This window comes from Bdellovibrionota bacterium (genome assembly GCA_040386775.1).
Classification (GTDB): Bacteria; Bdellovibrionota; Bdellovibrionia; order Bdellovibrionales; family JAEYZS01; genus JAEYZS01.
On record JAZKEU010000017.1, the window covers coordinates 157,395 to 182,912 of the forward strand.

Below are 25,518 nucleotides of genomic sequence, written 5' to 3' on the forward strand. Positions count from 1 at the left end.
TTTCCTTCATCAGTTTCTAATGATATGAACTCTACCAGTAGTTGGTCTTGGTTTCTTTTGATTGTGTACATATACTCACCAGCATTGCTCATCAAATTCGTCTCTGTAGGTTTAAATTCTGAGATCGAATAAAAATACCTGTCCCATCTAGAGTTATTGACGATAAGCCACTTCAGCTTTGGATCTTGATCGTTAGAAATTTCATCAGCGTATGTTATAGGATAATCTTCGCTGGGTTGCTGCAACATAACAACGGCATACTGGTTGGGATCACGATCTAGATATAATCCTCCGATATATGCTTCGCCAGGAGAGCCCTTGTTGTAGCACACTCCAGAATAAAAACTATTCGTTGTTGGTACAGTAATTCCAGTTCCAACAGAGCTTTGAAATTCTTTTTTAAAGGAATCATAATGATCATACATAAAATAGTCGATGTTTGCTTGAGGAGCTTCTTTTTTAATGCGGTCGATATCTTTTTGGGAGATTACAATGCTAAACAGTCTTAATTCTTTTAGATTGATCAAGTTAGAGAATAAGCCTGCTTCAAATTTCAGATAAATAATATTATTCATATCTAGTGATTTAAGTGAAACTAGATCAGAAAACACTTCTTTTGGTAAAGTTTGAGTAAACATATACTCTCTTTGAAACGCAAAATCTAAAAGCTCTAAGTTTCTTAATCCTTTGAAAATATTTGGTGGTAACTCTGTGAGTTTATTATTTCGGAAATTCAAAATTTTTAATTTAGATAAATCAGAGAAAACATCTTCATCTAAGCTCGTAAGCTCTCCATCTTGTAAGTATAATTCTTCAAGATTAGTTAATCCTTTAAGAACGCCCTTGGGTAAAGTTTTCGATTCTATGCTGTGTAAAGCTAACTTTAACAGTTGAGGTGCGTATTGAGAGAGTCCTCCGTGAGCCATAGTCGTATCTGGGCCGATGCTGAGCTCTTCTAAATTAGTCATTCCCTCGAGATCTTTTGCTGAAAAGATAGAGCTATTATAAATATACAAGTCTTTTACTTTTTTTAGATCATCTCTAACCATTTGTTCGCATGATTTGTGATAAATATTTTCTTTTCCAAATTCATTTTGAACTGCTTTTATAATTTCTGAATTTCTATCGCAGAGATTTGCATATGCAGTATTTGTTAGTAGAAAAAGCCCAGTTAGAGCTATCGATAATCGTACAATCATAAATTCCCCCTATAATAGTAAATACATAGAGACATTATATGATTTTATCTTTCAAACAATTACTATTCTGTGACGTTGTCTTGGTTAAGCTAACAAAAAAAGAATATATAGATGATAAATTAATTGTCTATTTGGAATAGGTCTATATTTAGACAAACAAATTTTTCAGGTTCAGAAGCTCTAACTCTATTCCCAGTTTCTTCTATTAGGTTGAGTATAGACTCTTTAAGTTTGGCATATGCTTCTTCATCAAGAGAGCAGGGGCAAGTAAAGAACAAATCAGTTTTGTTTGCGTCTTCTATATATTCGGCACCCTTCGATCTCCAATTTCTATGATGCATTGATACATATGGAGATCCTTTTGGTACGTGGATATTTTGTAATCCGAGAGAGTATACCCCTCTGCTTTCGATTAATAAATTGTGTTTTGATAGAAATGCTATGATTTCTAAAGCTCTTTCGCGTGCCAAATCAAACTTCGTACAAATTTCTTGGAGATTTTTTCCTCCTTTTAGTGAGCAATAAAGTCTAATTGCAGAATAGAGGTAAGAAGAATAGAAGATGCTCTTGGCTTCGTCGCTTAATTCTTTTTGAGCCTTGAATTTAACTTTTACTGTTTGAGATTCTTCTTTGAGCTTCGTTAGTTTTCCTGCCCAATATTTCTGAAGAGCTTGGGTTCCGGATCTTTCTTTTAAAACTTGCGTTATAAAGAGATCGCGTTCGACATCTGAAAGCTGGAAGTACTCGGCGATTTGGATAGCTTGTTCAAGTGAAAGCTCACGGTTTCCAGAAAGAATTTGGCTTATAAGGGTTGGTGCGACTCCAAGGTAATTAGATATATTGGCAATTTCGCCCCTGCCTTTTTTGGGTCTGGCCTTAATGAATTCTCTAATGACCTCTCTGTAGTTGTCGTATTGTAGAATACTCATCAGTTCACCAACTCTATTCCGCTTGGTGCTACACGAGTTGAATGGCAACTTAATACCGAATTAAATTTGGTATCAAGAAAATCCTTCCAATTTTTTTTCATAGAAGAAGAATCATTAATAAGTTTTTTTCTGCTGAACTCAAAGTAATTTATTGTATTGCCCTCAAACTGAATGTGAAGTGCGGTTGCCAATTTTTTTTGAGAATCATCGAAATCAAGAACTACAATTTCTAAAGAGCTATGGTTTTTTGTATATTCAATGATTTCTTCAAATTGAAAAGTTATGGATTCAGATCCGAAATCAACATTCATTTGCTTTTTATTTGGATTAAATTTATAAGAGCAAACTTCATCCGAAGAAGTAAAGTAAGGTAGAATATAAGAAATATGGCTATCAAGTACGGCTCTTTGATTTAAAAAATTATAAAGCTGCGAAGCATTTCCAAAATTGAGTTTCTGGTCAATGGGCTCTGGAAAATAAAAGTTTCTAAGTCCGTGTACATTTTTTAATAAAAGTAAAGTTACAAATTCATCGGATTTAATTTTTTCAAGTGATTTAGAGAATAAAAAATCAGTTAAAAACCTAATATTTTCATAATCATCGGCGGATATAAAAGCTTCCTTGTCCATTCTTTTTGCATCCACAATCATTGCCATTATAGCTTCATGTACAATGTGTTTGGCTTTTATTTCATCTATCGGAATCTTTGAATAACTTAGTTCGCTTATATATATAGATGTTTTGGTGTGTAGTGCAGTTTGCTCAGTTCTAACATCGGAGGGAATGGCTATAGTGTGATTATCTAGCTGTTGTAGTTGGCCGGGGAGTATGTACCAGGTTCTACGTTTATTTTGAGATTTATCTGAAAATATCTGGCGAAGCTCGTCTGAAAAACTAGGTAGAACTTTATCTATTTTTGTTAAAATTGGAAAAATATAATTTTTGTAAGCATCGCTTGTGCGCGCATCATTTTCTAGGTCAACTATGTAACTTTCAATCGCTTTTCCATCAATTGAATTAGATCCACCTGTGTCTGCTCCGCCTCCGGATGTTTTAGTGGATTCTGTTTCAGCTACGCCTTGTTTCTGAGTGCTATTGCTGCAACCTGTGAGCAGGCAAGTCGTATATATTATAAAAAAAACAAGATAGAATTTCATTGGAGCACAGTACAATAAACTCCAATAGAGATACCTAAAAAATTACAAAAATGTAATTAATTTAATTACTTTTTGTTATGTTTATGAAAATTAGATTACATCTTTCTGTAGGATGGGCCGGAGCCGCCTTCGCGAGGGGTCCATCTTGGGCCGATCACATCGGTGGCTTTGCAATCGATGCAGTTTGGAGCATTGATCACGAGCTGATCGCCAGAGATTTCATAAACTCCCGCAGGGCAGAGATGCGAATACATTTCTGCAACTGCTTTAGGAATGTCTTTATCAATTTTCAAATGAGTTGGAATATCATCGCGAGTTTTATTGCCTGCCAGGAACACAGCATCCACTTTGCTGAGTTTTGGTTTGTAAGCGCTAGGTGCTACAACATCCTTTGGATCTTGGGCATCTTCTTCTGCGTGTATGTATCCACCGGGGAAACAACCTTTTGTTAAAGTCATAAGACCAGCCTTCATACCACCCGCATAAAAACCAGATTTGAAAGCGAGTCTCATATTTCTAGTTTCGTGCAGGTCTTTCCAAATATAACTTTTTTTAATTTCTTCGTCGTAAGAAGCCAGTGTGTTTTTTGAATAATCATTTTTCTTGATTGCTTCAAAAATTGTACGAGCGGCAATGATTCCAGATTTCATTGCATAATGAATCCCCTTAAGAGCAGGAACGTTCACCATGCCCACGCAATCACCAGCAAGCAACAGTCCATCACCATGAAGTTTTGACGGAAGCGCATAGAATCCACCTTCAGGAATTGTTTTTGCACCCCATTCAACAATTTTTCCACCATCTAAATATTTTTTAAAGAGTGGGTGTTCTTTCATTTTTTGCAGCAAATTATGAACATCAAGGTTGTGTTCCTTGTAATCAAGTCCTACCACAAGTCCGAATGAAACTAAGTTCTCGCCCATTGGGTACATCCAGCTTCCACCAAAGGCACTCTTAGGAAGCGGGTACCCTAATGTATGGATCACGCCTTTTGGAACTTTTGTTGTTTCCCAAAGTTCTTTTACTCCAAGAGCATAAATTTGCGGATTCTTCGAGGCTAAATTTTGCCATTTCAAATAACCTTGCGTTAGATTTCCTCTCGTTCCCTCAGTGAGTACAGTAACGTTGGCCGTTAAATCTGTAGGCGGCATATAGTTTGCTCCACCAGGATTTCCATCTCTGCCAAGACCAGTTGGAGTTGTTCTTACGCCAATGACTTTATCACCCTCAACAAGTAAAGAATCAGCAGGAAAGCCTGCAAATATATTTACGCCAGCGCTTTCAGCTTTTTCGCCCAACCATCTTACAAGCTCACAGATAGAAACCACAAAGTTTCCAGAGTTGTGCATTGTTGGAGGAGTGGGAATTCTCATCGCCGAAGATTCGCTCATATAATAAACCTCATCGCCTTGAACTTGTGTTCTTAGAGGGAAGTCTTCGTTTTTTAAATCAGGGAATAATTCTTTAAGAGCAATAGGATTTAAAACTGCACCAGAAAGATTGTGCTCACCAAGGCCAGCAGCTTTTTCTAGAACACCAATTTGAATTTCTGGAAAGTTAGGATTTGATTCGCGTTCCTTTTTTACAAGTTTTGTAAGTTCAATAGCTCCAGATAATCCTGCGGGACCTGCGCCTACAAAAAGAACATCCATAGGAACGGCTTCAGCATTCGGTGCATCTCGGATTATCACTTTGTTATCATCAAAGTTATTTTGGTAAGTGATTGGTGAAAATGAGTTTACTTTTTGATCTGTGACCTTCATTGTAGTCCTCTGTAAGTAGTTGAAGACTTACACTATTATCGAGGAAAGGGTGCAATCAACCATGAAATGCAAGTTTATTGAAAATAGCCTATTTTTTACGCTCGCCTTCATATTTCTCAGCCCCAATCTGGGGGCACAAGAGTGGATTCAAAACATCAAGAATCCTAAGTTGCCCTACATTATTCAGTATTCGACGCAGAGCTTGAGTTCTTCTGAAGCAGAAAGATTCAGTGATAAGATCGAAATGGACAGAGCTTCTGCAAAGGTTGTGGTTCCCTTTTCAAAGTCCGAGGAGTTTAAACAATCTTTTTCTTTCGATTTCAATCAGACAAAAATTGAACAGATTAATGAATCTCCAACAAGTCCGGTTCCCGATAAGCTCACAGAAGAAAAATTTGGTTATCAATTTATATCTAAGATCAATGACCAAAAATATTACGGTATGAATACGGAAATTGGCTCATCAAGCGATGAGCCTTTCCATAATTGGAGTGTAACAGAGGTGAGTCTGACGCCGTTTTATTATTACGATAAAACCCCAAGAAGCTCTTGGGTCTTTATGTTGAACTATTCTAATCAAAGAGCCATTCTTCCGCATATCCCCCTTCCAGGGTTTATTTATATTAGAAATAACCAAAAGGGATTTACACTTTTTGCAGGTATTCCCGTTTTTGGATTTTTTTATAAAATCAGTGACAGTTTAATGATGAATTACTTTACGCTCCTTCCTTGGATGCACCAATTTAAAGTCACATATTTTGTAAAATATCCGATTCAAATTTATGCTGAATTTAAAATGGCTCCAGAACTTTTTAAGTCTATAGATTATGTGGACAACGAAGATCGTATTATTCTGAGAGATCAACGAGCAGTTCTGGGAACACAATTTCCGGTGGTGGATAATTTGACTTTGGATATTCATGGTGGCGTTAGCTTTAATCGTGAAATTTATCAGGCAGAAGATCCTAGTAAGAGCAAGGATTGGCTCGAGGAGATTGAAGACCAAACTTTCTTCAACGCAGAACTGGGAATCAAGTTCTAGTTTCATAGTAAGACAAAATTGCATAGCAAATTAAATTTTATTTTTTCATGAATAAGTCACTCTTATGAGAGGCTCGATTTATGTTGGCAATAACATAATTGTGCTCAAATTGTGCTGTTAAAGGCACACAACGTCTCTTTACGATTCCATATTAAAAGACGAAAATATAATTACACCGAAACAGGAGGTAATCATGTTAGCACACATTCAGTTTTTGAGAATGTCACGTTCTGAAGGAGTCGAGCAATATATCATTAGTCAGCTCGAAGATTTATTAGAGCTTATTCCGTCAAAGAAAGCTCATTTTAGGGTTTGGGTAGAATGTTTGAATTCTCAGATTCAGCCTGGCAAGGACATGTTTAGGTGTTCTATTGAAGTCGATGGACTGAAACGAAAACATTATTTCGCCGAAAAAAGAGACGAAAACTTTTATTTTTCAGTCAATAATTGTGTAGAAGCAGTTAGAAAAATGTTTAGACGTGAAAAAAAGATGGCACGAAGTAATCAAAAGAGAACTCGTCAAAGAGATGTTAGTCTTGCTGCTTCTTAAATGATAGCCAGCTGAGAAAGATTATTTTTTCTTGAGTTCAAAGAAAGACATCTTTAGGATGCAAAACCTTTAAAGGTCGTTTGCGGGTGAAGATGTCTTTTTTTATTAAATTCTCAGTTATAATTATTTTCCTTATTCAGTCTATCCATGTGTATGCGCATGATGGAGATGGTTATCAAAAACCCCCTCAAGACGTAAAATCACTGTTGGATCAATTTCATCACGACATTGAACACGGTGAGGACAGTGAAAATAAAACTAAACTCAATTCAGTGATGAGCCAGTGGCTTGCTAATTTCAATTTGGTTCGCATTTCTATGGATGTACATCGATCAGTGCAGATGAAGTATCATCAAGATGATGGAAAAAATGAATATATCAAAAACTTTCCAGTTTTGGCTTCGTTTTATTTTTTATCTCATACAATAGAAGTTTTAAGTGGACCAATGGGTGTTTATTTGGCTTCGGAATTAGGAATGGGATCTGCTGCAAAAATGATGATTGGTACGGTCGGTGCGATCATTACTATTCCGGGTTTAGATCCCCTTTGCATTTTATTATTTGCGATAAGTCCTTTAAAGCCTGTTCAAAGAATGATGACAGGAATTCGCATAGTGGCCGTTAAAATTTCGGGAGGAATTTCAAATCGGTTTCATTTAAAGCAAGCGATGGCTAAAATTTTTGAAAATAAAGATCGCTTAAGCGAAATCATAAATAATTCTAGCGATACAAATATGAACTTAATTTATGATGCAAAAAGAGATGTGATGCTTAGGCAAATGATCGTAAAATCTCCTGAGGGAAAAGCTTATTTGGCTTTAACATTCGATCAAAAAAATGGAAAAACTTGGCTGGAGTCACTTGAAGTTTTAAATCAGACAATTCTCAATCAAAACAAAAAATCTCTTGATCTCATATTGAATCAATTCAATTGGAGCGTGAGATATGCCTTAAGTAAAGCAATCAAAAGCCCTCGTAAGACCTTCTATACGCACTCAGTTTCAACGACAAGTAATTCGACCAACATCCAGTTCAAAGACTATGCAGTCCTTTTAAAACCAAAAATAAGGCTGAGATCGCAGGCTCAAAATGAGACCGAAAAGGATACCGTGGCTTGCAAAGGTCTATTTCAATAATATTTGTTAGGGTTTACTTAAACCTCGTGCTTTAAATCCCGATAGATCTCTAGAGGATAAGCATGTCAGGCGACAATTCAAAAAAATTAAAAAAAGGTGGAGTCCTCATCCGTGAAGGGGATGCCGTAGAAAATATCTATCTGATCAAGTCAGGTAGGGTTACACTTTTTGTAGAAAGAAGTGGAAAAAAAATTGAATTGGGTCAATTGAATGCAGGTCAAATCATTGGAGAGAAGGCTCTCTTTGGTCCATCGAAGATGTCATTTTCTGTTCTTGCATCAAACGAAGTGACTTACCTTGAAGTTCCACTAAAGCTTATCGAGCCTATGTTTGCAGGTCTTTCTGGAATCATTAAAGGTGTTACAAAGGGTGTTGTGGATTCTCTCACAGACACGCGCAAGGCTCTTCAGTCTATCAAGATGGAAACAGATGCTATCCCGTGTGGTCAGAAGTTCATAGCAAAAGTTTTTGCTACAATTTACATGACAACAAACATGACAGGCACAAAGAAAGACGATTACGTTCAGGTTGCTTGGAATACTCTAAAGCTTTACTCAAACAGAATTTTTCTAGAGCCGCATTCAAGAGTTCTCTCAGTGATAGAAATTTTAACTAAATTAAAATATGCAGAGATGATTTATACTAAAAACGATGAAGGCGAAGAAGAATTTTCTGATATCAAATTCTTCAACGTAAAAATTATCGAAGAGTTTTCTGATTTTTATCAGTATCAATTCTACAAGCCAGGTCGCAGTGAAGTTATCTATATTGATAAATTAGCCATGAAGATCGTAGGCGGATTGGTTGCCTTGAGTGAGAATGCTGAAGTGGATCACAAAAGAGCTGTGAATTTGGATTACGAACTACTGTTCCAAGATATGAAAGCCAAATTCAATATAGAACTTAAGACAAATCACTTTGAACTCTTAGAGAAAAAAGGTTTGTTCGCTCAGAAAAAATCTAGAAATGACAAAGTTTTTTTGATGTTTGATAGAGAAGAATTCAAGCGTACACATATAATGTGGCAAATTATTCATGAGATCGATAAGTGGAATGACCTCGGCTATGTTAAAATGGTAGAAGAAGAGGAAAAAAAGACAGTTGCCACTGGAGGGATGGAATGTCCTTCTTGCTCTGGAGCAATTTCAGCAGAACACAAGTTCTGTCCTCACTGCGGCCAGAAAACTCAAAGCTCTGCTGCTGCCTGATTTCTTCTGCCCAATAAATATCTCAAAGAGAAATATCCTATAAAAGCTGCCAACAGAGACCCTGTGAGAATTCCTAGTTTTGCGTAGTCTTCTGTGGCAGTTCCGCCAAAAGACAATCCATTGATAAATAGCGACATCGTAAACCCAATTCCTGCGATGAGGCCAACACCCGTCATCTCCAGCCAATCAATAGTGTCAGGCAATTTAGCTATTTTTAGTTTGCAGGCAACGAAACAGAAGATCAAAATTCCTAAGGGTTTTCCAATAACAAGTCCAAGCATTGCTCCTAAAGAAACACTGCTTTGAAAAATATCAGAAAAAGAAATGCCTTTCAAAACAAGTCCTGCATTGAAAAAAGCAAAAAGAGGCATGATAGAGAAGGTCACTATTGGATGAAGCGTATGGAGCCAGTGTGTGAGCGGTGTTGTTGAGCGCAATTCATTTTTCTCAAGCTCAAAAGGAGTTAGAAATGCCAAAATGACTCCCGCAATGGTCGCGTGAATTCCTGATTTAAAAATCAAGAACCAACTTAGAATTCCTAGGGTGATGTAGACAAATCTATGGAGTGGAACAAATCGATTTAAAAGATAGATGATGCTAAAAGGAATGATGGACAAGAGGAGATGCAAGATAGAAAGTTGTTTTGTATAGAAGAGAGCGATCACAAGGATTGCACCAAGATCATCAACAATAGCAAGGGCCAATAAAAATATTTTTAACTCTGCAGGAACTCGTTTTCCGAGTAAGGTGAGCACACCTACTGCAAATGCAATATCTGTAGCCATGGGAATAGCCCAACCATGCTTATCGAGGGAGTCATTGGCATTCAATAAAAAATATATTAGAGCGGGAACGATCATTCCTCCGAGAGCCCCAAAAATGGCTAAAGAAGATTTTTTACGATCAGAAAGTTCCCCTTGAAAAATTTCTTTTTTAATTTCTAATCCCACAACATAAAAGAATATTGCCATGAGAGCGTCATTCACGATGTGATGAAGTGTCCATCCAAAGACTTCGAAATTAATAAAATAAAAATAGGAGTCACTTAAGGCAGAGTTAGAAAGTATGAGAGCGAGAGTCGCAGTGAACAGCAGGAGAATTCCTCCTGCCGCTTCATTATTAAAAAATTCTTCAAGTCTCTTATTCATTACATTAGTTAATACTAAAAATTAATCAGCGACAAGGCTTCTCAGCATCCAGGCAGTTTTTTCGTGAAGTTGTATTCTTTGAGTCAAAAGATCAAGAGTCGCCTCATCACTTCCTTTTTCTGCAGCCGGGAAAACCGATCTTGCTGTTTTTGCTACCGTCTCGTGAGCGTGAACTAAGTTTTTGATCATGTCATGAGCAGAAGGAATACCTTCCTCTTCTTTGATTTTTGTGAGTTTTGCATATTGAGCATATGTTCCTGGAGCATAAAATCCTAGAGCTCGAATTCTTTCTGCAATGTTATCCACAGCAAGTGCAAGCTCATTGTAATGTTGTTCAAACATCAGATGAAGAGTTTGAAACATCGGCCCTGTCACGTTCCAATGATAGTTGTGCGTTTTTAAATAAAGCGAATAAGAATCTGCTAAAAAATGAGATAAACCATCTGCAATTTCTTTTCTTGATGCATCCGGTATTCCAATGTCAATTTTCATATAAAGTACTCCTGTTATAAAAATGTAAATACATAAGAACCTTGGCTCTTAATGCATCAGGATATCAAGAAACTTTTTTTGAATCACCAGATTTTTTGGGTTGTGGCTTATTCTTATTGTTTTTTCCCCTGATAAAGAGTGGCTGTGAAAAGAAATCCACTCTTGAGAGTCTAAGTCCTGAGGGCTTTAGCATGATCCAATTGCGAATAAGAGTAACATTCTGTGAGAGGTCGGGGAATTGGAATAAAGCGAGGAATCTGAGTCCTGTAGAGGCGCAAAACACGATCATGTAGGCTTGGTAGTTTGCACCGAAATATTTAAATACAAACCCCGCGATCACAGAACCAACGATAATGCAGAGGGTTTGAGCAAAGTTGAAAAATGTAAGAGCCTCTGTTCTTTCCTTTTGTGGAATTTGATTAAAGAGAATGAGAAATGTTATCAATTCATACATTCCCCACATGAAGCCAGATGTCGCCTGCATAATGGCTAAATACACTGGATCTTGACTCACGGTCCATACAAGAGGAAGAGGAATAATGCCAAGTGTAGCAAAAAATAAAGTTCTTTGTGGACCAACACTTTCAATTATTTTTTTTGTTATAGGTTGAGCAATAATTTTTGCTACAAAAGAACTCGCAAGCATAATCATATATGTGCGATAAGAAAATTGAAGTTCTTTAAGCATAAAAGGATTAAAGAATGCAGCCGAAAAATAAACGCCAAATTGAAATATAAAAATAAACTTCAGAGTTCTGGCATAATCTCTTTTCCAAATCGTTTTGCAAACGTGACGAAATGAAAATTTCTCAATTGATGCAGTCATATCTTCGTTTTCAGTATGAAGAGAAAGAAGATATGAAGATATAATCCTCAAAACTCCAGAAACAACGAAAATGCCGAAGAAGGCCTTAAGGATTGTATTTTGATCAGAAAATACATGCAGAATTAATCCTCCGGTGACGAGCCCAATAAAAACACAAGAAGAACTGAGCATCGATCTGCTAGAGAAAAACTTCAGTCGAGAATGTTCTGGAACAATCTTTGTCATCCAAGAATTCCACGCAGGCCCTGTCGACATCCCTCCAGCCCAATAGAAGGCTGCGATAATAAATAATACTTCGACCGGAACCGGAATGAACGTTGTCATAGCTAAAGCAAATAAACTTATTCCTTGTAGGAATGAAGTTTTTGTAACCCATTTCCTATAAGATTTTAAACGAAACACTCCGTAAGGAGACGCGAGCTGAAGAATTGCTCCCGCGAAAAGTGGAATTGTAGAAATCAAACTTGCAGAGAGCTGCGAAAAACCTTTCGTCAAAACGAAGGCCGCAATGTAAGTTTCTCCAAGTCCCACCATAAAGCTGTAAGAGCACCCGTCGAGGATGCTGTAGCGTAAATTTTTTTGAGTCAGATTTTTTTCTATACTGATTTGGGATTCCACTTGCACCTGTTTGTAGCGTGAGTCGATTTGCCGATCTGTAGAGTGATCGACCTAGTCGCTATAGGTATAGGATATTTCAAAGTGTGTAGATTCGTAAGGTGTGCAGGACCAAAAAAGAAAAGGCCAGACAATTGTCCAGCCTTAACCTTTACTGATGTTGGTGCATATTCTTAGATGCTAATCACTAAAGATTAGTAAAGCTGTGCGATTCCTCCAACATCAGCTCTAAGTAAAGGGTCATGCTTCTCCACATGAAAACGGTATCCGCTGCCATGAACAGATTGTACATAGTTAGAGTATGGTTCTAATTTCTTTCTTAGTTTGCTCACGTGTGTGTCGACTGAACGTGTGTAAACATGAATATTCTCTCCCCATACGTGATTTAAGATTTCATCACGTGAGAAAACTTTTCCAGGTGCCTTTGCAAACATCAATAAAATTTTGAACTCAATAGGTGTTAACTCGATACGATCTGAATCGGGCTGACCTTTGATTCTGATTGATTGAGTCGATTTGTTGATTTCGATTTCTCCGGTTTTAATAATATCAGCTTGAACAGCTTCCTTTTGTTTTTTACGCATCTTGCCTTCGATACGAGCTTTTAATTCCAATGGATCAAATGGTTTTGGGATGTAATCATCTGCGCCCACTGAGAAGCCAAGGACTTTGTCTGATACAGAATTTTTCGCTGTTAAAAAGATAACAGGGATTTGCGACAGCGTTTCGTCTGTTTGTAAAACAGAGCATAATCTAAAGCCGTCACCATCTGGGAGCATCACATCAAGAAGTATTAAATCAAAAGGGTGCTGTTTTACCAACTCCATTGCCTCTTGTAAATTTTGGGCCCAGTGTAGTTCATTTGAGCCACCGATGGCGCGATCAACCAGTTGATATGAATCCACTGAATCTTCGACTAATAAAATTTTATTCATTTAATAACTCCTTTAAAAATAAAACATCCGTTGTTACATGTAAGGTAGCGTGTCATACGTACACATACATGAAGTTTTGAACATATTCATTATCAAGTAGGCATCTAAAATTACCAATATATTAATTGTTTAGAATCGCACACATTCCATAAAAATAAGTTTAAACACCTGATTTTATTAGCAAAAACTATCTACACATATGTGTAGATGGAAGTATGAAATCATAACATATGCTGTACATTATTGAGACATTTTTTGAAAGATTTAGAGATTTTTTTATGACTCTTTATTTGCTTTTGGAGTGGATCTAATGATGGCTTGACCACGAATTTCTGGTTGAGGCAGAAGTCCTTTGCCTTTGACGGCACCTTTTATCCACTGCTTGAAACTGTCCTTCAAGTTTGGGCGTTCAGTTCTTAGCGGATAACCTTGAACTGTCAGTTGATCAATCACTTTGTTGAGTTCATTTTGCGAAGGAGAAACTTTTGTGAAGAATGTTCCGAATCCTTCTATACCTTTGAATACGACTTGAACTTCCATCATGAATTTTTTCTGAAATAATTCGAAAGAGACATTAAAAATATCTCCTCGCGAAAAATCGAGAGTGGTTTCAATCATTCCTCCGCCTTCTGAAATATTTCGTATTGTTCCAGTAGAAGTGGAATTTTTGGTTTCAATAAGAGTAGGGACATCCACTAAATATCTTGGCTTTTGTTCCCACCATCGGAGAGAGGGCTTTAGATAAACGTTTCTGACTGAGGGAAGTAAGAAATAACAGAAGATAATGACATTCACAGTTTCAAGAATTAAGAATGTTTGAAGAGGAAGTTTTGGTGAGGTCGCCCACTCTTGAATTAGCAAAATACTCGTTGCTAGAGTGAAAGCCATCAATAAAAAATAACTCCACTTCCTAAATTTAAGAATAGATAAACCCGTAATAAGAGGAAGAAGCATCCAGAAGATATTTTCTAGAATATGTTTGTTCACAAACAAATATTCGAGATAATCAAAAAAGAGAACTCCATTTAGCTGCGCGCTAAAATAAATATTAAAGATAGGCGCAAAAATATGGATTAAAGCGATTATAATGATGGGCCATGGTCTTACTCTCATATATTTCAATTATGAGAACATGGATCTTGAACGTCAAGAAAGTACTTCTAATCGGCTAGGACCTATGCTAGAACACTACCCATGAACATTATCGCCATGTTCAGACCAGGTCTAAGAGTACGGTTTTCGTTTCCCAGGGCCTTTTAATTTGGCGAGATTTTATCTAACAGGAGGCCCAAATGGCTAAGAAGTTATACGTAGGGAATTTACCTTACTCGGTTCAGGACCAAGATCTTGAGCAATTATTCGGACAAGCTGGAACAGTAGCATCAGCAAGAGTAATCACTGACCGTGATTCAGGCAGAAGCAAAGGTTTTGGTTTTGTTGAAATGGAAGACGATCAAGCAGCTATTGATTGTGTTGAGCGTTTTAACGGTCAAGATTTTCAAGGCAGAGCTTTGAAAGTTTCTGAAGCTAAACCACAAGAAGGTGGCGGACGCAGCGGCGGTGGCGGCGGCGGACGTGGTGGATTCGGTGGTGGTGGCGGACGCAGCGGCGGTGGCGGCGGCGGACGTGGCGATCGTTTCAACAGTGAGTACTAATTTACTTTCTTAAGACAGTAACCAATCTGAAATGTTCAAAACATTAAGAAAAGCTTCTCGAAAGGGAAGCTTTTTTTATTTATGAAATGAGTAAACCATGTCGAGCTTTAAAAAAAACTACATTACAAAAGAAGGTGCAGAAGCTCTTAGACAAGAGTATCAGCATCTTTTTCATGTAGAGAGACCAAAGCTTGTAACGACCGTTGCCTGGGCTGCGAGTAATGGCGATCGTTCAGAAAATGCAGACTATATCTATGGTAAAAGAAGATTGAGAGAAATTGATCGTAGGCTCGGTCATCTGAATGACAAACTGTCGCGTGCAGAAGTAGTGGATATTTCCACACTCAAATCAGATAAAATTATTTTTGGTGCCGTTGTAGAAATTGAAGACGAAGAAGGTAATGCATTTAAATATCAAATTGTCGGTGAAGATGAGATTGATGCTGAGAAAGGCAAGATGAGTTGGAAATCGCCAGTAGGAAAAGCTCTGTTGGGGAAAAAAATCGATGAAGAAGTCGAGGTTAAAACTCCGAACGGTATAAAGATCTATACCGTTCTAAAGTTTTACTTTAAAAATCTATGAATAAATTATTCGCATTTGAATCCAGAATTTTCTAAATTGCCTTTGATTTTTTCTTTTACAGATTCGCAATGTGCAGTTCCGTTTCCAGAGTTTGCAGGCGTTGTGGTTTGGTCAAACTTTGTATAGGAAAGTTCGCAACCACCATCTTTCGTGATTACTTCTAATGATCTTGTGTCAGATCCACTTTTGCAAACTAGAGATCCTGCTTGTTTGGCGGCAGCTGCTTTTGTGGTGGCTCCTTTTGCATCTTTTTTCGTGTCTTTTTTGTTAGCTTCTTGTTTGGTCGTTGCGGCAGGTGTTGTTGTTTTTTCTTTTGAAGAGCAAGATACAAAGAATAAGCTCAATGCCAATAACGATGCGATTTTTAATTTCACGGATATCCTCCAGGATGTGTTTAAGATTACGTTAGTAAATATGAAGATTTATGATAAGTAGGAAGATAGGGATAAGTCAAAAATGAAAAAGCTTTTTTACGCGGTTGTGTTGATATTTTTATCAATTGGTCTAGTTTTCTATTTTTTTACGCTGCAAACGTTTCAACAAATTGAAATTGCGAGAATGAAATGGGCCGGTGTCTCCAGTATTGTGGATACGAATTTTCATTATTTTGAGAAAAACAACTGCACGGATGAAAAAAACTGTCAGTGCGTGCTCTTAATCCATGGCTTGGGTGATTTTGCTCTCACTTGGAGAAACATGCTTTCAGAGCCAAAGTCTTCTTTTGCTAAAAACATTCACTTTTTTGCCCCAAATCTTCCGGGCTCCTTATCTAGTCCCAAGCTTAAATCACAAGATGATTATAATGTGCAGAATATGGCGCGCTTGGTATCCGAGGCTTTTATTCCAAAATGCGATTCATGGATTGTGGTGGGAAACAGTTACGGTGGATGGATGGCAGTATTCATGGCCCTGAATTTGAAACAAATAAAAGGGCTGTTGTTGCTAGCTCCCGCTGGCCTCAAAAAAGACTATGGATATCTTACAGATTATTTTTTAAATCCCACCGTCGAAGGAGCGAGAGGGTTTTATAAAAAACTATATTATAACCCTAAAGATGTTCCTGATTTTATTTTTGAAAGAGTAGTGACAAGATTAAAAACGCAAACTGTAATTGAGCAACTCAAATCGATAACAAATGCGGATTATTTAGAACTGCATCTTCCTAGAATTCAAATTCCTGTAAGCTATGTTTGGGGAGACGCAGATCAAGTAATTCCTGCGGAGTGGTCGGAGAGCTATGTTAGAGCCACGCCAAACTCTCATTACAAGCTTTTAAAAAACTGCGGCCACGTACCGCAAAAAGAATGCTTTTCGGAAGTCTTATCTGAGTTGAATGCGCTTTTATTGCAGGCAGTGCCTTAAATGAAAGTAAGCTGAGAATAAGCTGTTCACGGAATCAACACTCAAATCCAATTTTTACATAAACCAGAATCCCGATTGTGATTTGCAGGCAAAACATTCAAAATGCTCTAAAGCGTGGGGTAACGTTTGAAAATTGGCACAATTCTTTTAATTCTATTGGTATTAGGAACTCTCAGTTCTCAGGCAAATGAAGGTTTGCAATGTTCCTCTCTTTTTAGAGAGGGTCCTAAGGAGCAGCCTCATTTTGAAAATGGTCATAATGTACCTCTTAAAAATATTATGCAAAAAATGAAAGAATTAGAAGATAACATCAGAGAATTTGTAGATGGTCTCACACCGAAAAATTTCAGTAAGTATATTCCTGACAATTCTGCAAAGTATAGGAATCTCGAAGCCCTAAAAGAAATTTTAGATATCGCGGATACATACGAAAAGATCTTAAATCATTTAGTGGAACACTCTGATCACATGATGATGAGTCCCAGAATTCAAATGATTCCTGCGGAAAAGCGAGAAGCATTTGTTGAAAAATACAAGCAATCCTATGTGAATTATCTTGCCACTTTTCAGAGACTCAAATACAGCCTGGAAAATATGGAAGGCAAAGATCCTTCCACTTGGAATAATTTAGAGGCGCAAAATATTCTTATGGAGCTGCATGGGCAAATGGGCGCGGCTCATAATAAATTTTAGATATACTCTTCAAATGCCTCGGGAATGTCGGATTCAATTTCGATCATAAAATTTGTGGCCGGATGTTTAAATCTCAATTTATGCGCATGTAAGAAGAGTCTGGGATAATTCTGAGATCCATCTTTAAAGTAAAGAGGATCACCTAAAATCGGTAATCCGTGTTCAAATAAATGCACTCTAATTTGATGGGTTCTGCCGGTTTGAGGTTTCACTTCAATCAAAGCATACTTATCGTTTTTTTCTTTCACTAGAAAGTCCGTGATGGCGTGATCGCCACCGCTCTTTACAGACTGCATAATCTGCGAATCAGGTTTTCGAGCCAGGTGACTTTCAATTGTCCAAGAATTTTGATGCAAGTTTGGGCTGCGGGTTAAGGCCACATAGGTTTTTACTATTTTTCTTTTGGCAAAAAGATCGCCGACCGCTTTGTTTACGCTCTGTTGTTTTGTTAAAAGCACAATTCCAGAAGTGTCCTTGTCTAGTCGATGATGCAGTCCCACATAAGAAATTTTTCCGTCGCGTTCTTTTAAATATCTTTTAAGGCCGGCCACCAGATGATCTCGATCTGGATCAAGAGTGGAATGGGTGGGAACGCCAATCGGTTTATTTAGAACAATAATGTATTCATCCTCGAACAAAATATTTTTCTTTCCAAAATTGAATTCTACTTTTGGTGGTTTTTGCACGCGCTTGATGTCTTCGATTTTTAAGACGATAGAAACAAACTGCCCTTTTTTTAAAAACTTCTGCGGAAGCTTTTCGATGCGATCATCGATTTTTACAAACCCACGAGTGATGTAGTTTTGTAAGAGTTGATCAGAGAATCTGATTTTTTTCTCTACTACTACTTTTTCTTTTAAGAAATCAAAAAGATTTTCGTGAGAGGAAGTTGTTTTTTCAAATAAAAAATTCTTCCGGTTATTTTTTTTAGGTGCCATAAGTGATCTCATTTTCCTTAACTAGCTTTTTTGATTTGTGTAAGAATCGCGCTACTAAAAGCATTGAAGATATAAGTAAACTAATTCCCAGTGCAGCCCAAATACCCATGTGTTTATAACCTTCTTTAAAAGCCAAATAGTAACCTAGAGGTAGAGCTACTACCCAGTATGCAAAAAAGGCTATCACTGTTGGAATTTTCACATCTTGCAGCCCACGTAGTGCTGACATCGCTACTGCTTGAGTGCTATCAGAGATTTGGAATAGGCAGACAATAATTAAAATTTGTGCAGCCATCTGCTCAACTTCTACATCAGAAATAAAAAGAGTAGGGAGGTAGTTTCTCGTTAGTAAAATTCCTACACCTAAAATGCCCAGAGTAATTCCCACAAATGAAAAAGATCCAATTCCAACTTGCCTTAAGGCAGGATAGTTTTGTTCGCCTTTGAGTTGTCCTACTCGAACTCCAACAGCAAAAGATAAGCCTAGTGCCATCATAAATGTAGTGGAGGCAATTTGTAGTGCAATCTGATGGGCTGCAAGAGCTTTCGTACCCAGCCACCCAATCATAATTCCGCTTCCTGCAAATGCAGCAACTTCAAAGAGGTATTGAAATCCACTTGGAATTCCAATTCTTGCTAGATCTTTAAAAGCGTAGATATCTATTTTTTCCGACGCAAAAGTAGTTCTGAATTTTTCATAAATTTTTGAGCGTAGAATATAAATATAAAAAAGAACAACCACTAAAACCCTGGATATAAGGGTCGCAATTCCTGCTCCATAAAGTCCAAGTTCAGGAAATCCGTACAATCCGTAAATCAGTAAGGAATTTAGAATAAAATTTGCAAGTAGGCCTATTCCTAGAAAAGCCAAAGGTACTACAGGATGAGATATTCCTTCTGAAAAATGTTTGAGTACAAAAAATAAAATAAAAGGAAGAATCGACCACGAAATAGTCAGGTAATAGTTGTAAGATTCATTGAGCACCTCAATAGGTTGTTGAAAGATTGAAAGATGTCCGCTCAATAGTATTAATCCAATAATGATCAAAAATGTAATCAGTCCGATAAAAAGTAAGGCGTTATTGAGGATTCTTCCGCAATTTTTATAGTTCTTCTCTCCAAAGCTTTGTGCAATCAATACGGAAACCGCCGATGACATACCTAAGGCAAAGACCATAGGAATGTTGCAAACATTATTTACGAAGGCAGAAGCACTCAATGGAACAACCCCGGCTCTTCCTACCATTGCCGTATCCATTAAACCAAAAGACAGTTGACCCAATTGAGATAAAACAATTGGTAAGGCTAATTTGAGCGTGATTCTAAGCTCATAGAATAAGGATTTAAAATAAGGCTTGGTTATCATGAAAGAGCATAATCATCTCTCCCATAATAACCGTCAAGCTTTGAGCCGAGATTAATGGAAATAGTTCTTCTTCATTTCAGTATAATGAACTTCTTGCATCTTTCCTGCGCGGCTACACATCATGTTTGCAGTATCGATCTGGTAGTTCACCATGGCTTTGAGATTGTTATCGTAAAATTCTACGTAGCAATCCGGAAAACCAAGGACGTGGCCAAACTCATGGCGAATAGTCCATTGAACATCCCACTCCGTGAGGGGAGCATTACCATCCATAGTGATTTTATTTCCACCAAGTCCATCAACATGAGGAGTATCACCAGGAACGAATTCCACGTGGACTGCAGCATTGGATTTGAATTCGAGATCTAGATTCCATCCATCCCATTTCCATTCATCTTCGATATTGTATTCCAGGAATTGATTCACTTCTGCGCTCCCTGTTGGGCGGATTGGAATGTAAGCTCTGCTGGGATCAGTGCTTGTCCATTTGATGTCGGTTCTTATGCCACCTAGAACAAAGTTTTCATCAAATATAGCTTTAGATGTGCTTAGGTACTTTTCGTAGAATGCCAAGACACCATTGGTTTGAAGAGCTTTCTTGAATTTGTTTTCACAACCAGTTAAACCGTCTTTGTTTTCGCACATGTTGATGAGGAGTGGAGTCAGGCGAGTTTGATCGCCTGTAGAAAGAGAAGAGAAGTTCGTGAGCTTATCGTTTAAATTTTCTTCTTTTGATAAGAAGTAATAACCACGAATGTCGCTCACTTTATTTTGTTGGTAATATGACATGTAGGGCTTCAATGTTAACCAACGAGCTGCTGTTTGGTACATCTTGTCTACTTTTTTGGCCCATAGAATGTAAGTTTCAAGATCTATTTCTGGAGTGTCTGTGAAATCCGCAGTTCCAAAAATGATATTCTTCATGTTTTCGGGAATTACAGTTAAGAGTTCTTTGAAATCTCTTTCTACAGTTTCGGGGCTATAAATTTTTGGCTTATTGATTGGAATGGGAGTCAGTTCACCGGGCTTGGTGAGCGCAATTTTTTGGCCGTCGGGTAGAAGTGCATTCATGTGCTTTAGCCAATCCATATTTTTCTTGCCTACACGGATAGCTTCGTTCACATAGTCCGAAACAGTTTCGTTCAGTTCCATCATTTTGAGGTGTTCATAGCTGATATTTTGATCAGGCATAATGTGAATTGGATAATCCGCCCTCTTCGCGGTTGGTTTGTGAGCTGCTGATTTATAAGCAGCTAAAGATGGATGTAAAAAGGTGACTTGAGTTAGACCCAAGACGACAAGCGTAAGTATAAGATTTTTCATGTGTTCCCTCCCCAGGGTATGCCGAGAGCTTAAAGCTCTTGATAATCAAAGACCAAGTTAGCGTTGCATGACTTGTAGGGGTGGTCAATTATCTAGCAGGATGTAGCTTGATGTGTAAAAAGGGTTTGACAGTTTTCAAGTCGATCAGCTAACTTAGCCTCTTTCTCTGGATCTGTTCTCATTGTACGCGGAAGTAGCTCAGCTGATAGAGCGTCGCCTTGCCAAGGCGAAGGTCGCGGGTTTGATCCCCGTCTTCCGCTCCAATTTCCACTCTGGAAATTGGAGCGATAAATTCCAAAAAATAAAGTTTCTAAAAGCGTATAGCATGTCTGTAAAAAGTTCGTGTGGACAGCTTATGTCCACACATTGTGGACAAATTTATAGCGGTTTTAAAAATCTTTTCGTATACCCTCCTTCATGTTGGTAAATGATATAGACAAAAATTTAACCCTAAGAACTCTTTTAAATGAAGAGTATCAAAGAAGAGCTTTAAAAAATCCTTCCTTCTCACTGCGTGCTTTTGCTCAAAAGCTCAATATCGATGTTTCATTGCTGTCTAAACTTTTGCGTGGAAAAAGACAATTTACCCGAGAAACAACTCTTAAAGTAACAGACTTTCTTGGCGTAACTGAATCTGCGATTTTTGATCACCTGAATTTCACAGCTAATGATTATACATTCTTAGAAGAAGATCATTTCTTGATTCTTTCTCATTATATTCACTTTGCACTTTTAGAATATTTTAAATTGAACGAAGATTTTGATATAAAGATCATCGCAAAACGATTCCGAACAACACCTGTAATTATCGAAGGTGCTTTGAATCGCTTAGTAAGACTCAAGTTCATCAAGTCTACAAAAGATGGCTACAAACTAATGCGTCCTGAAAATGAATGGGTGGATTTTAAAAGAACATCAAGCGCTCGTAAAAAGTATCAAATCGAACTCTTAGAAAAAGCCATCGAAAGAATCGAAGATATCGATGTCGTAAAACGTGATAACACATCAAATACAATGGCCATCGATCCTGAGCTTATGCCCGAAGTGAAAAAGAAGATTACACAATTTAGAAGAAGTCTCGACAAATATGTAGACCAAAATTCCAAGAGGAAAACCGAAGTCTATAATCTTTCAGTAGCCTTTTTCCCATTAACTAAGAACTTAAAAAACTTATAGAGGAGTAATTATGAAAAAAATTTTAATCGCGTTTGCAATATTAGCATCCGTAAGTGCATATGCTAATAGTAAAAACACTCGAGGACAAGACGGTAGCGGTGGCGGAGGTATTTGCATCAATGACAAATGTAAATTGCTTGCTGAAGCTGGCTTTAGATTATTGCCAGGAGGAGGAGATATTGAGATTTCTTTAGATGTCATTGAAGAACTTAATAAAATGGAGCAGTTGCTTAAAAAATACGACCCAATCATCAGGTTTAGCCTTAGGAAAATTATTGGAGATCCGGGCGATATTCAGTTTGTAACAACGACCAACCCTAGTATTGTAAAAAAATTTTTAGAAGAATATAAATCTGTTCTGAGTAAAAACGACGGAAACTCTTACAAGGAAAACTTTGAAATTTTTGCTTTTACTACCCTCGATGGTTCCAGAAGGGAAAAAACTTATATCATCGTAGATCAATACAAAAAGCTTTCTACGCGAGGTAAAGCATTACTTTTATATCACGAATATTTATTGCGAAACTACACATCTTCGCTAGAAGAAGCATTGAGACATGACGGAGCTCTAATCGATATTCTATATGCAATAGAAAATAATGACTGGAGTAAAATAGATATTTGGGAGTTTGCGGCTATTAAATCAATTCCTAGTTATATTTTTGGAGACCTTGTTAACAGAAAAGGGCCGATGAATATTAATGATATTTTCGGTGATCAGATTACTGATATAAACGAAGACACCTCATTTAGATTAAAACTTTCCTACTCTCAAGCTCTGATCAATAATAAGTATGATGCAAGATTTTCGAAATACTTAAAGGCTGAACCTACGTTTTATACGTTTCGTAAGTCGAATCGGTCGCATATTTATTTAAGGTTTGTTTCTGAAGAACTGATTAAAAAAAATTCCGGGCAAATCGTATTTACAAAAGAACTTTTCGAGAAATTTTTAGAAAAAGAATCTGTTGTAAATCCAGGACTTATTGAAGCTTTAAAAAAATGCAATGACCATAAAGACAACTCTATTTATATGTACGCAAAAGAAGAGGGCCAAATGAAATTCCCGGAAGCTGAGTTCGCTAGTTGTATTGTTTTGGCAAACTCTGGTGATTACGGATATTTCCTTTATCAACTGTTCCCATACATTCAAGGGATTGACCTTAATATTCCAGGCAAATTAGTTTGCAACTACAAGAAAGAAAACATTTACCGACCATATGAAATTGATTGTAAGCTAATAAAATAAAAGATCGGGGCGAAACCTTCGCAGTGAATTGATTAAATTGGAGTTTATGAAATTACCTATATTAAAAACCGACAGATTGACACTATCGCCACTATCGATGTCTGATTTTTTGCTCATGCGAGAATTGGATACCGATCCGGAAGTGGTAAAGTATTTAGCTCACGGGCAGGTGCGGGCAGAATCCGAGACCACAAAATTTTTAGCCAAAATTTTAAATGATTATGAGAAATATGGTCTTGGTCTTTACAAAGCGACTTTGACAGAGTCCGGTGAATTTGTCGGGAGGGCAGGGTTGATACCGTGGAATATCGAAAATGAATTCATGTGGGAGGTGGGCTGTTCATTAAAACCTTCATTTTGGAAAAAAGGTTTAGCCACCGAAGCTACCGAATTTTTAATAGATTGGGCCTTCAATAATCTCTCCGTAAATTTCATTATCGGTTTGATTGATCCTGAAAATCAAAACTCCATAAATGTATCCAAAAAAATCGGCATGTCTTTTTGGAAAACAGTAGTGGTCTACGATTGCACCGTGGATGCCTACAGAGTGAATAAAAAAGGCGCCAACTGATATTCTGTTACCTTTTTTCATATCATCGTCAAATTTTTCGACAGCAGATTTCTTGTTCTCTAACCTACGCCTTCTTTGGCTCGGGCAAGCTTATTGCATGCAAGTGAGCGAGGGAAGAATGCATGTTTAAAATGAAAATATTTGCTTTTGTATTTTTTAGTTTATTTATATGGATGATTGCCATTTCTGGGTCTCCAACGGTGATTGCTGTTTTGGATACACCGGTCGATTATTCACACCCCGAAATTCAAGCTGTTCTTGAAGAAGACCTTCTTAAGAATGCACAATTTGTTGATGAAAGAGGAGAAGAAAAATCATGGTACGACCTGAACCTCGAAGCCAAAGCTGAATTTGAAAAGAGGTTGAATCAAGAACTTTATGCAGAGCAGATCGAATATCTAAATGCGATGCACGGATCTACGGAGAGTCGTTCGCAAACGGGCAAGAATTTAAAATTTTTAATTGCTAGAGGGACATTAAAATACATATTTTCCCCGAAATACAGATCAAGTTTGAATATTGTAGCTAAGTATCTTCATGGAACTCATGTCGCGGGAATTATGATGAAATCACTGAGTAATGTAAGACTCATTAGTTTTCCACTCCTTAAAATATCTGAAAAAATGACTCTATCTGATATCCTCAACTACGATCCCGTTCCACAGCGCGAGGAAATGAGGCAGCAATTCGAGCAGATTTCAAAAATTCTTCAGAGTAACCATGTGCGGGTGGTCAACCTATCTATAGGTACTTCTCATGCATTGTATTTTAAAGAGATTAGGAAGCGTGCCACACTCGTACACAAAACAGTGTTTCGTAAAAAACTAAGGAATATGTCTAATGAAAGCGCAAAAATTTTCAAGGAAGAGATGATGAGGTTTATTCGCGCCAATCCCAATTCAGTATTTGTTTTAGGTGCCGGAAATGATAGGCGTGATCTCAGTAAGACGCCAGATCATACCGCAACTATCGAAGCAGAAAATCTCATTAAGGTTGCTGCGGTCAGTAGAAGTGGTAGTATTGCGCGGTTCTCTAATCACTCACCTTTACTTGTAGACATTGCCGCACGTGGTACCGGGATATCCAGTGCCATGGCAGGGGGCGGAGAGATACATATGTCGGGTACTTCCCAAGCAGTACCAAAGGTCACGAATGCTCTCGCTCAAATTTTTGAATCTGCTCCGCAAATTTCAGTTCAAGAAGCTATAGATATGTTATATGAAAAGCATACTAAAGAAAAACCATCGTTAGCAGATTTTGTTGCGAATGGCAGAGTTCTAGCTATCGACAGACTTTCTTTATTTCCGCACAGATCTTCATCAGAAAACTTCCGCGCTGAAATGGGTGATGCCCCTTTAGAAGATCTGAAAAGTCTTTTTGACAAATATATGGATATAGACGGCCTTTTGCCGCGTGAATCTTCAATTTCAAAAAATGCATGTCACGCTATATTTAGATGATAAATCTGAAACCGGCTATGATTAGAACCTATTCAAGCTTGTCATTTTTTGAGTGCTTGGCCCAGAAAATCAATTAAGTAAAAACTATCTGGTGCAGAGCTGCTGCACCAGTTTGGTGCAAAAATAATTGAATATAGAGCGC

25 protein-coding genes and 1 tRNA gene are annotated in these 25,518 nt (G+C 37.5%); 13 read left to right on the forward strand and 13 right to left on the reverse strand.

What is annotated here, in order from left to right; all coding sequences use genetic code 11:
- From V4596_10900 to V4596_10915, 4 genes are all read right to left on the reverse strand, one after another.
- Positions 1 to 1,199, reverse strand: a 1,199-nt coding sequence (locus V4596_10900) for a leucine-rich repeat protein (GenBank protein MES2769640.1), incomplete at its 3' end; no start/stop codon positions are given.
- 119 nt (positions 1,200 to 1,318) lie between these two features.
- Complete coding sequence (locus tag V4596_10905) at positions 1,319 to 2,128, reverse strand: TIGR02147 family protein (protein ID MES2769641.1); 810 nt, start codon at positions 2,126 to 2,128, stop codon at positions 1,319 to 1,321.
- Positions 2,128 to 3,285: a hypothetical protein gene (locus tag V4596_10910; GenBank protein MES2769642.1), complete on the reverse strand. Its 1,158-nt coding sequence runs from the start codon at positions 3,283 to 3,285 to the stop codon at positions 2,128 to 2,130. The genes V4596_10905 and V4596_10910 overlap by 1 nt, the downstream gene beginning before the upstream one ends.
- A gap of 95 nt (positions 3,286 to 3,380) precedes the next feature.
- Entirely contained in the window at positions 3,381 to 5,048 is a 1,668-nt protein-coding gene (locus V4596_10915) for an electron-transfer flavoprotein:ubiquinone oxidoreductase (protein ID MES2769643.1), read from the reverse strand.
- A gap of 61 nt (positions 5,049 to 5,109) precedes the next feature.
- Here V4596_10915 and V4596_10920 point away from each other — a divergent pair, with 61 nt between their 5' ends.
- The 4 genes from V4596_10920 (at position 5,110) to V4596_10935 (ending at position 8,984) form a co-directional block, all read left to right on the forward strand.
- Positions 5,110 to 6,090, forward strand: coding sequence for a hypothetical protein (locus V4596_10920; GenBank protein ID MES2769644.1), 981 nt, complete (start codon positions 5,110 to 5,112; stop codon positions 6,088 to 6,090).
- Positions 6,091 to 6,283: 193 nt separating this feature from the next.
- The gene (locus V4596_10925; protein MES2769645.1) at positions 6,284 to 6,640 is read left to right on the forward strand and encodes an HPF/RaiA family ribosome-associated protein; all 357 of its coding nucleotides are present in this window, start codon (positions 6,284 to 6,286) and stop codon (positions 6,638 to 6,640) included.
- Between the two features lie 92 nt (positions 6,641 to 6,732).
- On the forward strand, positions 6,733 to 7,776 hold the full coding sequence (locus V4596_10930; protein ID MES2769646.1) for a hypothetical protein: 1,044 nt from the start codon (positions 6,733 to 6,735) through the stop codon (positions 7,774 to 7,776).
- A 62-nt stretch (positions 7,777 to 7,838) separates the two neighbouring features.
- Complete coding sequence (locus tag V4596_10935) at positions 7,839 to 8,984, forward strand: cyclic nucleotide-binding domain-containing protein (protein MES2769647.1); 1,146 nt, start codon at positions 7,839 to 7,841, stop codon at positions 8,982 to 8,984.
- On the opposite strand, the gene nhaA is transcribed toward V4596_10935, so the two are convergent.
- The 5 genes from nhaA to V4596_10960 form a co-directional block, all read right to left on the reverse strand.
- The gene (nhaA, locus tag V4596_10940) at positions 8,963 to 10,132 is read right to left on the reverse strand and encodes a Na+/H+ antiporter NhaA (GenBank protein MES2769648.1); all 1,170 of its coding nucleotides are present in this window, start codon (positions 10,130 to 10,132) and stop codon (positions 8,963 to 8,965) included. The two genes, V4596_10935 and nhaA, sit on opposite strands and share 22 nt — an antisense overlap.
- Positions 10,133 to 10,153: 21 nt before the next feature.
- Entirely contained in the window at positions 10,154 to 10,624 is a 471-nt protein-coding gene (locus V4596_10945) for a Dps family protein (GenBank protein MES2769649.1), read from the reverse strand.
- Positions 10,625 to 10,688: 64 nt separating this feature from the next.
- A complete protein-coding gene (locus tag V4596_10950) occupies positions 10,689 to 12,068 on the reverse strand; it encodes an MFS transporter (protein ID MES2769650.1) in 1,380 nt (459 codons plus the stop codon).
- Between the two features lie 191 nt (positions 12,069 to 12,259).
- Positions 12,260 to 13,000 (reverse strand): response regulator transcription factor, encoded by a 741-nt coding sequence (locus tag V4596_10955; protein MES2769651.1) that lies wholly within the window; start codon positions 12,998 to 13,000, stop codon positions 12,260 to 12,262.
- A gap of 276 nt (positions 13,001 to 13,276) precedes the next feature.
- Positions 13,277 to 14,113 carry a PilZ domain-containing protein gene (locus V4596_10960; GenBank protein MES2769652.1) on the reverse strand — a complete coding sequence of 279 codons (837 nt, stop codon included), beginning with the start codon at positions 14,111 to 14,113 and terminating at the stop codon, positions 13,277 to 13,279.
- 179 nt (positions 14,114 to 14,292) lie between these two features.
- Between V4596_10960 and V4596_10965 the strand changes: the two genes are divergently transcribed.
- Together V4596_10965 and greB are read left to right on the forward strand one after the other, a co-directional pair.
- Complete coding sequence (locus V4596_10965) at positions 14,293 to 14,655, forward strand: RNA-binding protein (GenBank protein ID MES2769653.1); 363 nt, start codon at positions 14,293 to 14,295, stop codon at positions 14,653 to 14,655.
- A 97-nt stretch (positions 14,656 to 14,752) separates the two neighbouring features.
- Complete coding sequence (gene greB / locus V4596_10970; protein MES2769654.1) at positions 14,753 to 15,238, forward strand: transcription elongation factor GreB; 486 nt, start codon at positions 14,753 to 14,755, stop codon at positions 15,236 to 15,238.
- Between the two features lie 5 nt (positions 15,239 to 15,243).
- Here the strand turns inward: greB and V4596_10975 are convergent, their stop codons facing one another.
- Entirely contained in the window at positions 15,244 to 15,612 is a 369-nt protein-coding gene (locus V4596_10975) for a hypothetical protein (GenBank protein MES2769655.1), read from the reverse strand.
- A gap of 82 nt (positions 15,613 to 15,694) precedes the next feature.
- Here V4596_10975 and V4596_10980 point away from each other — a divergent pair, with 82 nt between their 5' ends.
- Positions 15,695 to 16,600 carry an alpha/beta hydrolase gene (locus V4596_10980; GenBank protein MES2769656.1) on the forward strand — a complete coding sequence of 302 codons (906 nt, stop codon included), beginning with the start codon at positions 15,695 to 15,697 and terminating at the stop codon, positions 16,598 to 16,600.
- 126 nt (positions 16,601 to 16,726) lie between these two features.
- Positions 16,727 to 17,293: a hypothetical protein gene (locus tag V4596_10985; GenBank protein MES2769657.1), complete on the forward strand. Its 567-nt coding sequence runs from the start codon at positions 16,727 to 16,729 to the stop codon at positions 17,291 to 17,293.
- Here V4596_10985 and V4596_10990 read toward each other — a convergent pair.
- From V4596_10990 to V4596_11000, 3 genes are read right to left on the reverse strand one after another with little or no spacing between them, the layout of a single operon-like run.
- Positions 17,290 to 18,231 carry an RluA family pseudouridine synthase gene (locus V4596_10990; protein MES2769658.1) on the reverse strand — a complete coding sequence of 314 codons (942 nt, stop codon included), beginning with the start codon at positions 18,229 to 18,231 and terminating at the stop codon, positions 17,290 to 17,292. The two genes, V4596_10985 and V4596_10990, sit on opposite strands and share 4 nt — an antisense overlap.
- Complete coding sequence (locus tag V4596_10995; GenBank protein MES2769659.1) at positions 18,221 to 19,597, reverse strand: MATE family efflux transporter; 1,377 nt, start codon at positions 19,595 to 19,597, stop codon at positions 18,221 to 18,223. The genes V4596_10990 and V4596_10995 overlap by 11 nt, the downstream gene beginning before the upstream one ends.
- A 51-nt stretch (positions 19,598 to 19,648) precedes the next feature.
- The gene (locus V4596_11000) at positions 19,649 to 20,920 is read right to left on the reverse strand and encodes a hypothetical protein (protein ID MES2769660.1); all 1,272 of its coding nucleotides are present in this window, start codon (positions 20,918 to 20,920) and stop codon (positions 19,649 to 19,651) included.
- 187 nt (positions 20,921 to 21,107) lie between these two features.
- Here V4596_11000 and V4596_11005 point away from each other — a divergent pair.
- The 5 genes from V4596_11005 (at position 21,108) to V4596_11025 (ending at position 25,376) form a co-directional block, all read left to right on the forward strand.
- Positions 21,108 to 21,183, forward strand: a tRNA-Gly gene (locus V4596_11005).
- Between the two features lie 154 nt (positions 21,184 to 21,337).
- The gene (locus V4596_11010; protein MES2769661.1) at positions 21,338 to 22,096 is read left to right on the forward strand and encodes a TIGR02147 family protein; all 759 of its coding nucleotides are present in this window, start codon (positions 21,338 to 21,340) and stop codon (positions 22,094 to 22,096) included.
- A 10-nt stretch (positions 22,097 to 22,106) separates the two neighbouring features.
- On the forward strand, positions 22,107 to 23,345 hold the full coding sequence (locus V4596_11015; protein ID MES2769662.1) for a hypothetical protein: 1,239 nt from the start codon (positions 22,107 to 22,109) through the stop codon (positions 23,343 to 23,345).
- Positions 23,346 to 23,391: 46 nt separating this feature from the next.
- A complete protein-coding gene (locus tag V4596_11020; protein MES2769663.1) occupies positions 23,392 to 23,916 on the forward strand; it encodes a GNAT family N-acetyltransferase in 525 nt (174 codons plus the stop codon).
- A 122-nt stretch (positions 23,917 to 24,038) separates the two neighbouring features.
- A complete protein-coding gene (locus V4596_11025; protein ID MES2769664.1) occupies positions 24,039 to 25,376 on the forward strand; it encodes a S8 family serine peptidase in 1,338 nt (445 codons plus the stop codon).
- Positions 25,377 to 25,518: the final 142 nt, after the last annotated feature.

What these genes read in the sequence shown, in the direction of transcription:
- V4596_11000 (MES2769660.1), bottom strand. Translation starts at nt 20,920, where the DNA reads ATGAAAAATCTTATACTTACGCTTGTCGTCTTGGGTCTAACTCAAGTC.
- V4596_10990 (MES2769658.1), bottom strand. Translation starts at nt 18,231, where the DNA reads ATGGCACCTAAAAAAAATAACCGGAAGAATTTTTTATTTGAAAAAACA.
- V4596_10915 (MES2769643.1), bottom strand. Translation starts at nt 5,048, where the DNA reads ATGAAGGTCACAGATCAAAAAGTAAACTCATTTTCACCAATCACTTAC.
- V4596_10905 (MES2769641.1), bottom strand. Translation starts at nt 2,128, where the DNA reads ATGAGTATTCTACAATACGACAACTACAGAGAGGTCATTAGAGAATTC.
- V4596_10910 (MES2769642.1), bottom strand. Translation starts at nt 3,285, where the DNA reads ATGAAATTCTATCTTGTTTTTTTTATAATATATACGACTTGCCTGCTC.
- V4596_10925 (MES2769645.1), top strand. Translation starts at nt 6,284, where the DNA reads ATGTTAGCACACATTCAGTTTTTGAGAATGTCACGTTCTGAAGGAGTC.
- V4596_10960 (MES2769652.1), bottom strand. Translation starts at nt 14,113, where the DNA reads ATGAGAGTAAGACCATGGCCCATCATTATAATCGCTTTAATCCATATT.
- V4596_11015 (MES2769662.1), top strand. Translation starts at nt 22,107, where the DNA reads ATGAAAAAAATTTTAATCGCGTTTGCAATATTAGCATCCGTAAGTGCA.
- nhaA (MES2769648.1), bottom strand. Translation starts at nt 10,132, where the DNA reads ATGAATAAGAGACTTGAAGAATTTTTTAATAATGAAGCGGCAGGAGGA.
- V4596_10930 (MES2769646.1), top strand. Translation starts at nt 6,733, where the DNA reads ATGTCTTTTTTTATTAAATTCTCAGTTATAATTATTTTCCTTATTCAG.
- V4596_11025 (MES2769664.1), top strand. Translation starts at nt 24,039, where the DNA reads ATGTTTAAAATGAAAATATTTGCTTTTGTATTTTTTAGTTTATTTATA.
- V4596_10945 (MES2769649.1), bottom strand. Translation starts at nt 10,624, where the DNA reads ATGAAAATTGACATTGGAATACCGGATGCATCAAGAAAAGAAATTGCA.
- V4596_10955 (MES2769651.1), bottom strand. Translation starts at nt 13,000, where the DNA reads ATGAATAAAATTTTATTAGTCGAAGATTCAGTGGATTCATATCAACTG.
- V4596_11020 (MES2769663.1), top strand. Translation starts at nt 23,392, where the DNA reads ATGAAATTACCTATATTAAAAACCGACAGATTGACACTATCGCCACTA.
- V4596_10920 (MES2769644.1), top strand. Translation starts at nt 5,110, where the DNA reads ATGAAATGCAAGTTTATTGAAAATAGCCTATTTTTTACGCTCGCCTTC.
- greB (MES2769654.1), top strand. Translation starts at nt 14,753, where the DNA reads ATGTCGAGCTTTAAAAAAAACTACATTACAAAAGAAGGTGCAGAAGCT.
- V4596_10995 (MES2769659.1), bottom strand. Translation starts at nt 19,597, where the DNA reads ATGATAACCAAGCCTTATTTTAAATCCTTATTCTATGAGCTTAGAATC.
- V4596_11010 (MES2769661.1), top strand. Translation starts at nt 21,338, where the DNA reads ATGTTGGTAAATGATATAGACAAAAATTTAACCCTAAGAACTCTTTTA.
- V4596_10980 (MES2769656.1), top strand. Translation starts at nt 15,695, where the DNA reads ATGAAAAAGCTTTTTTACGCGGTTGTGTTGATATTTTTATCAATTGGT.
- V4596_10965 (MES2769653.1), top strand. Translation starts at nt 14,293, where the DNA reads ATGGCTAAGAAGTTATACGTAGGGAATTTACCTTACTCGGTTCAGGAC.
- V4596_10935 (MES2769647.1), top strand. Translation starts at nt 7,839, where the DNA reads ATGTCAGGCGACAATTCAAAAAAATTAAAAAAAGGTGGAGTCCTCATC.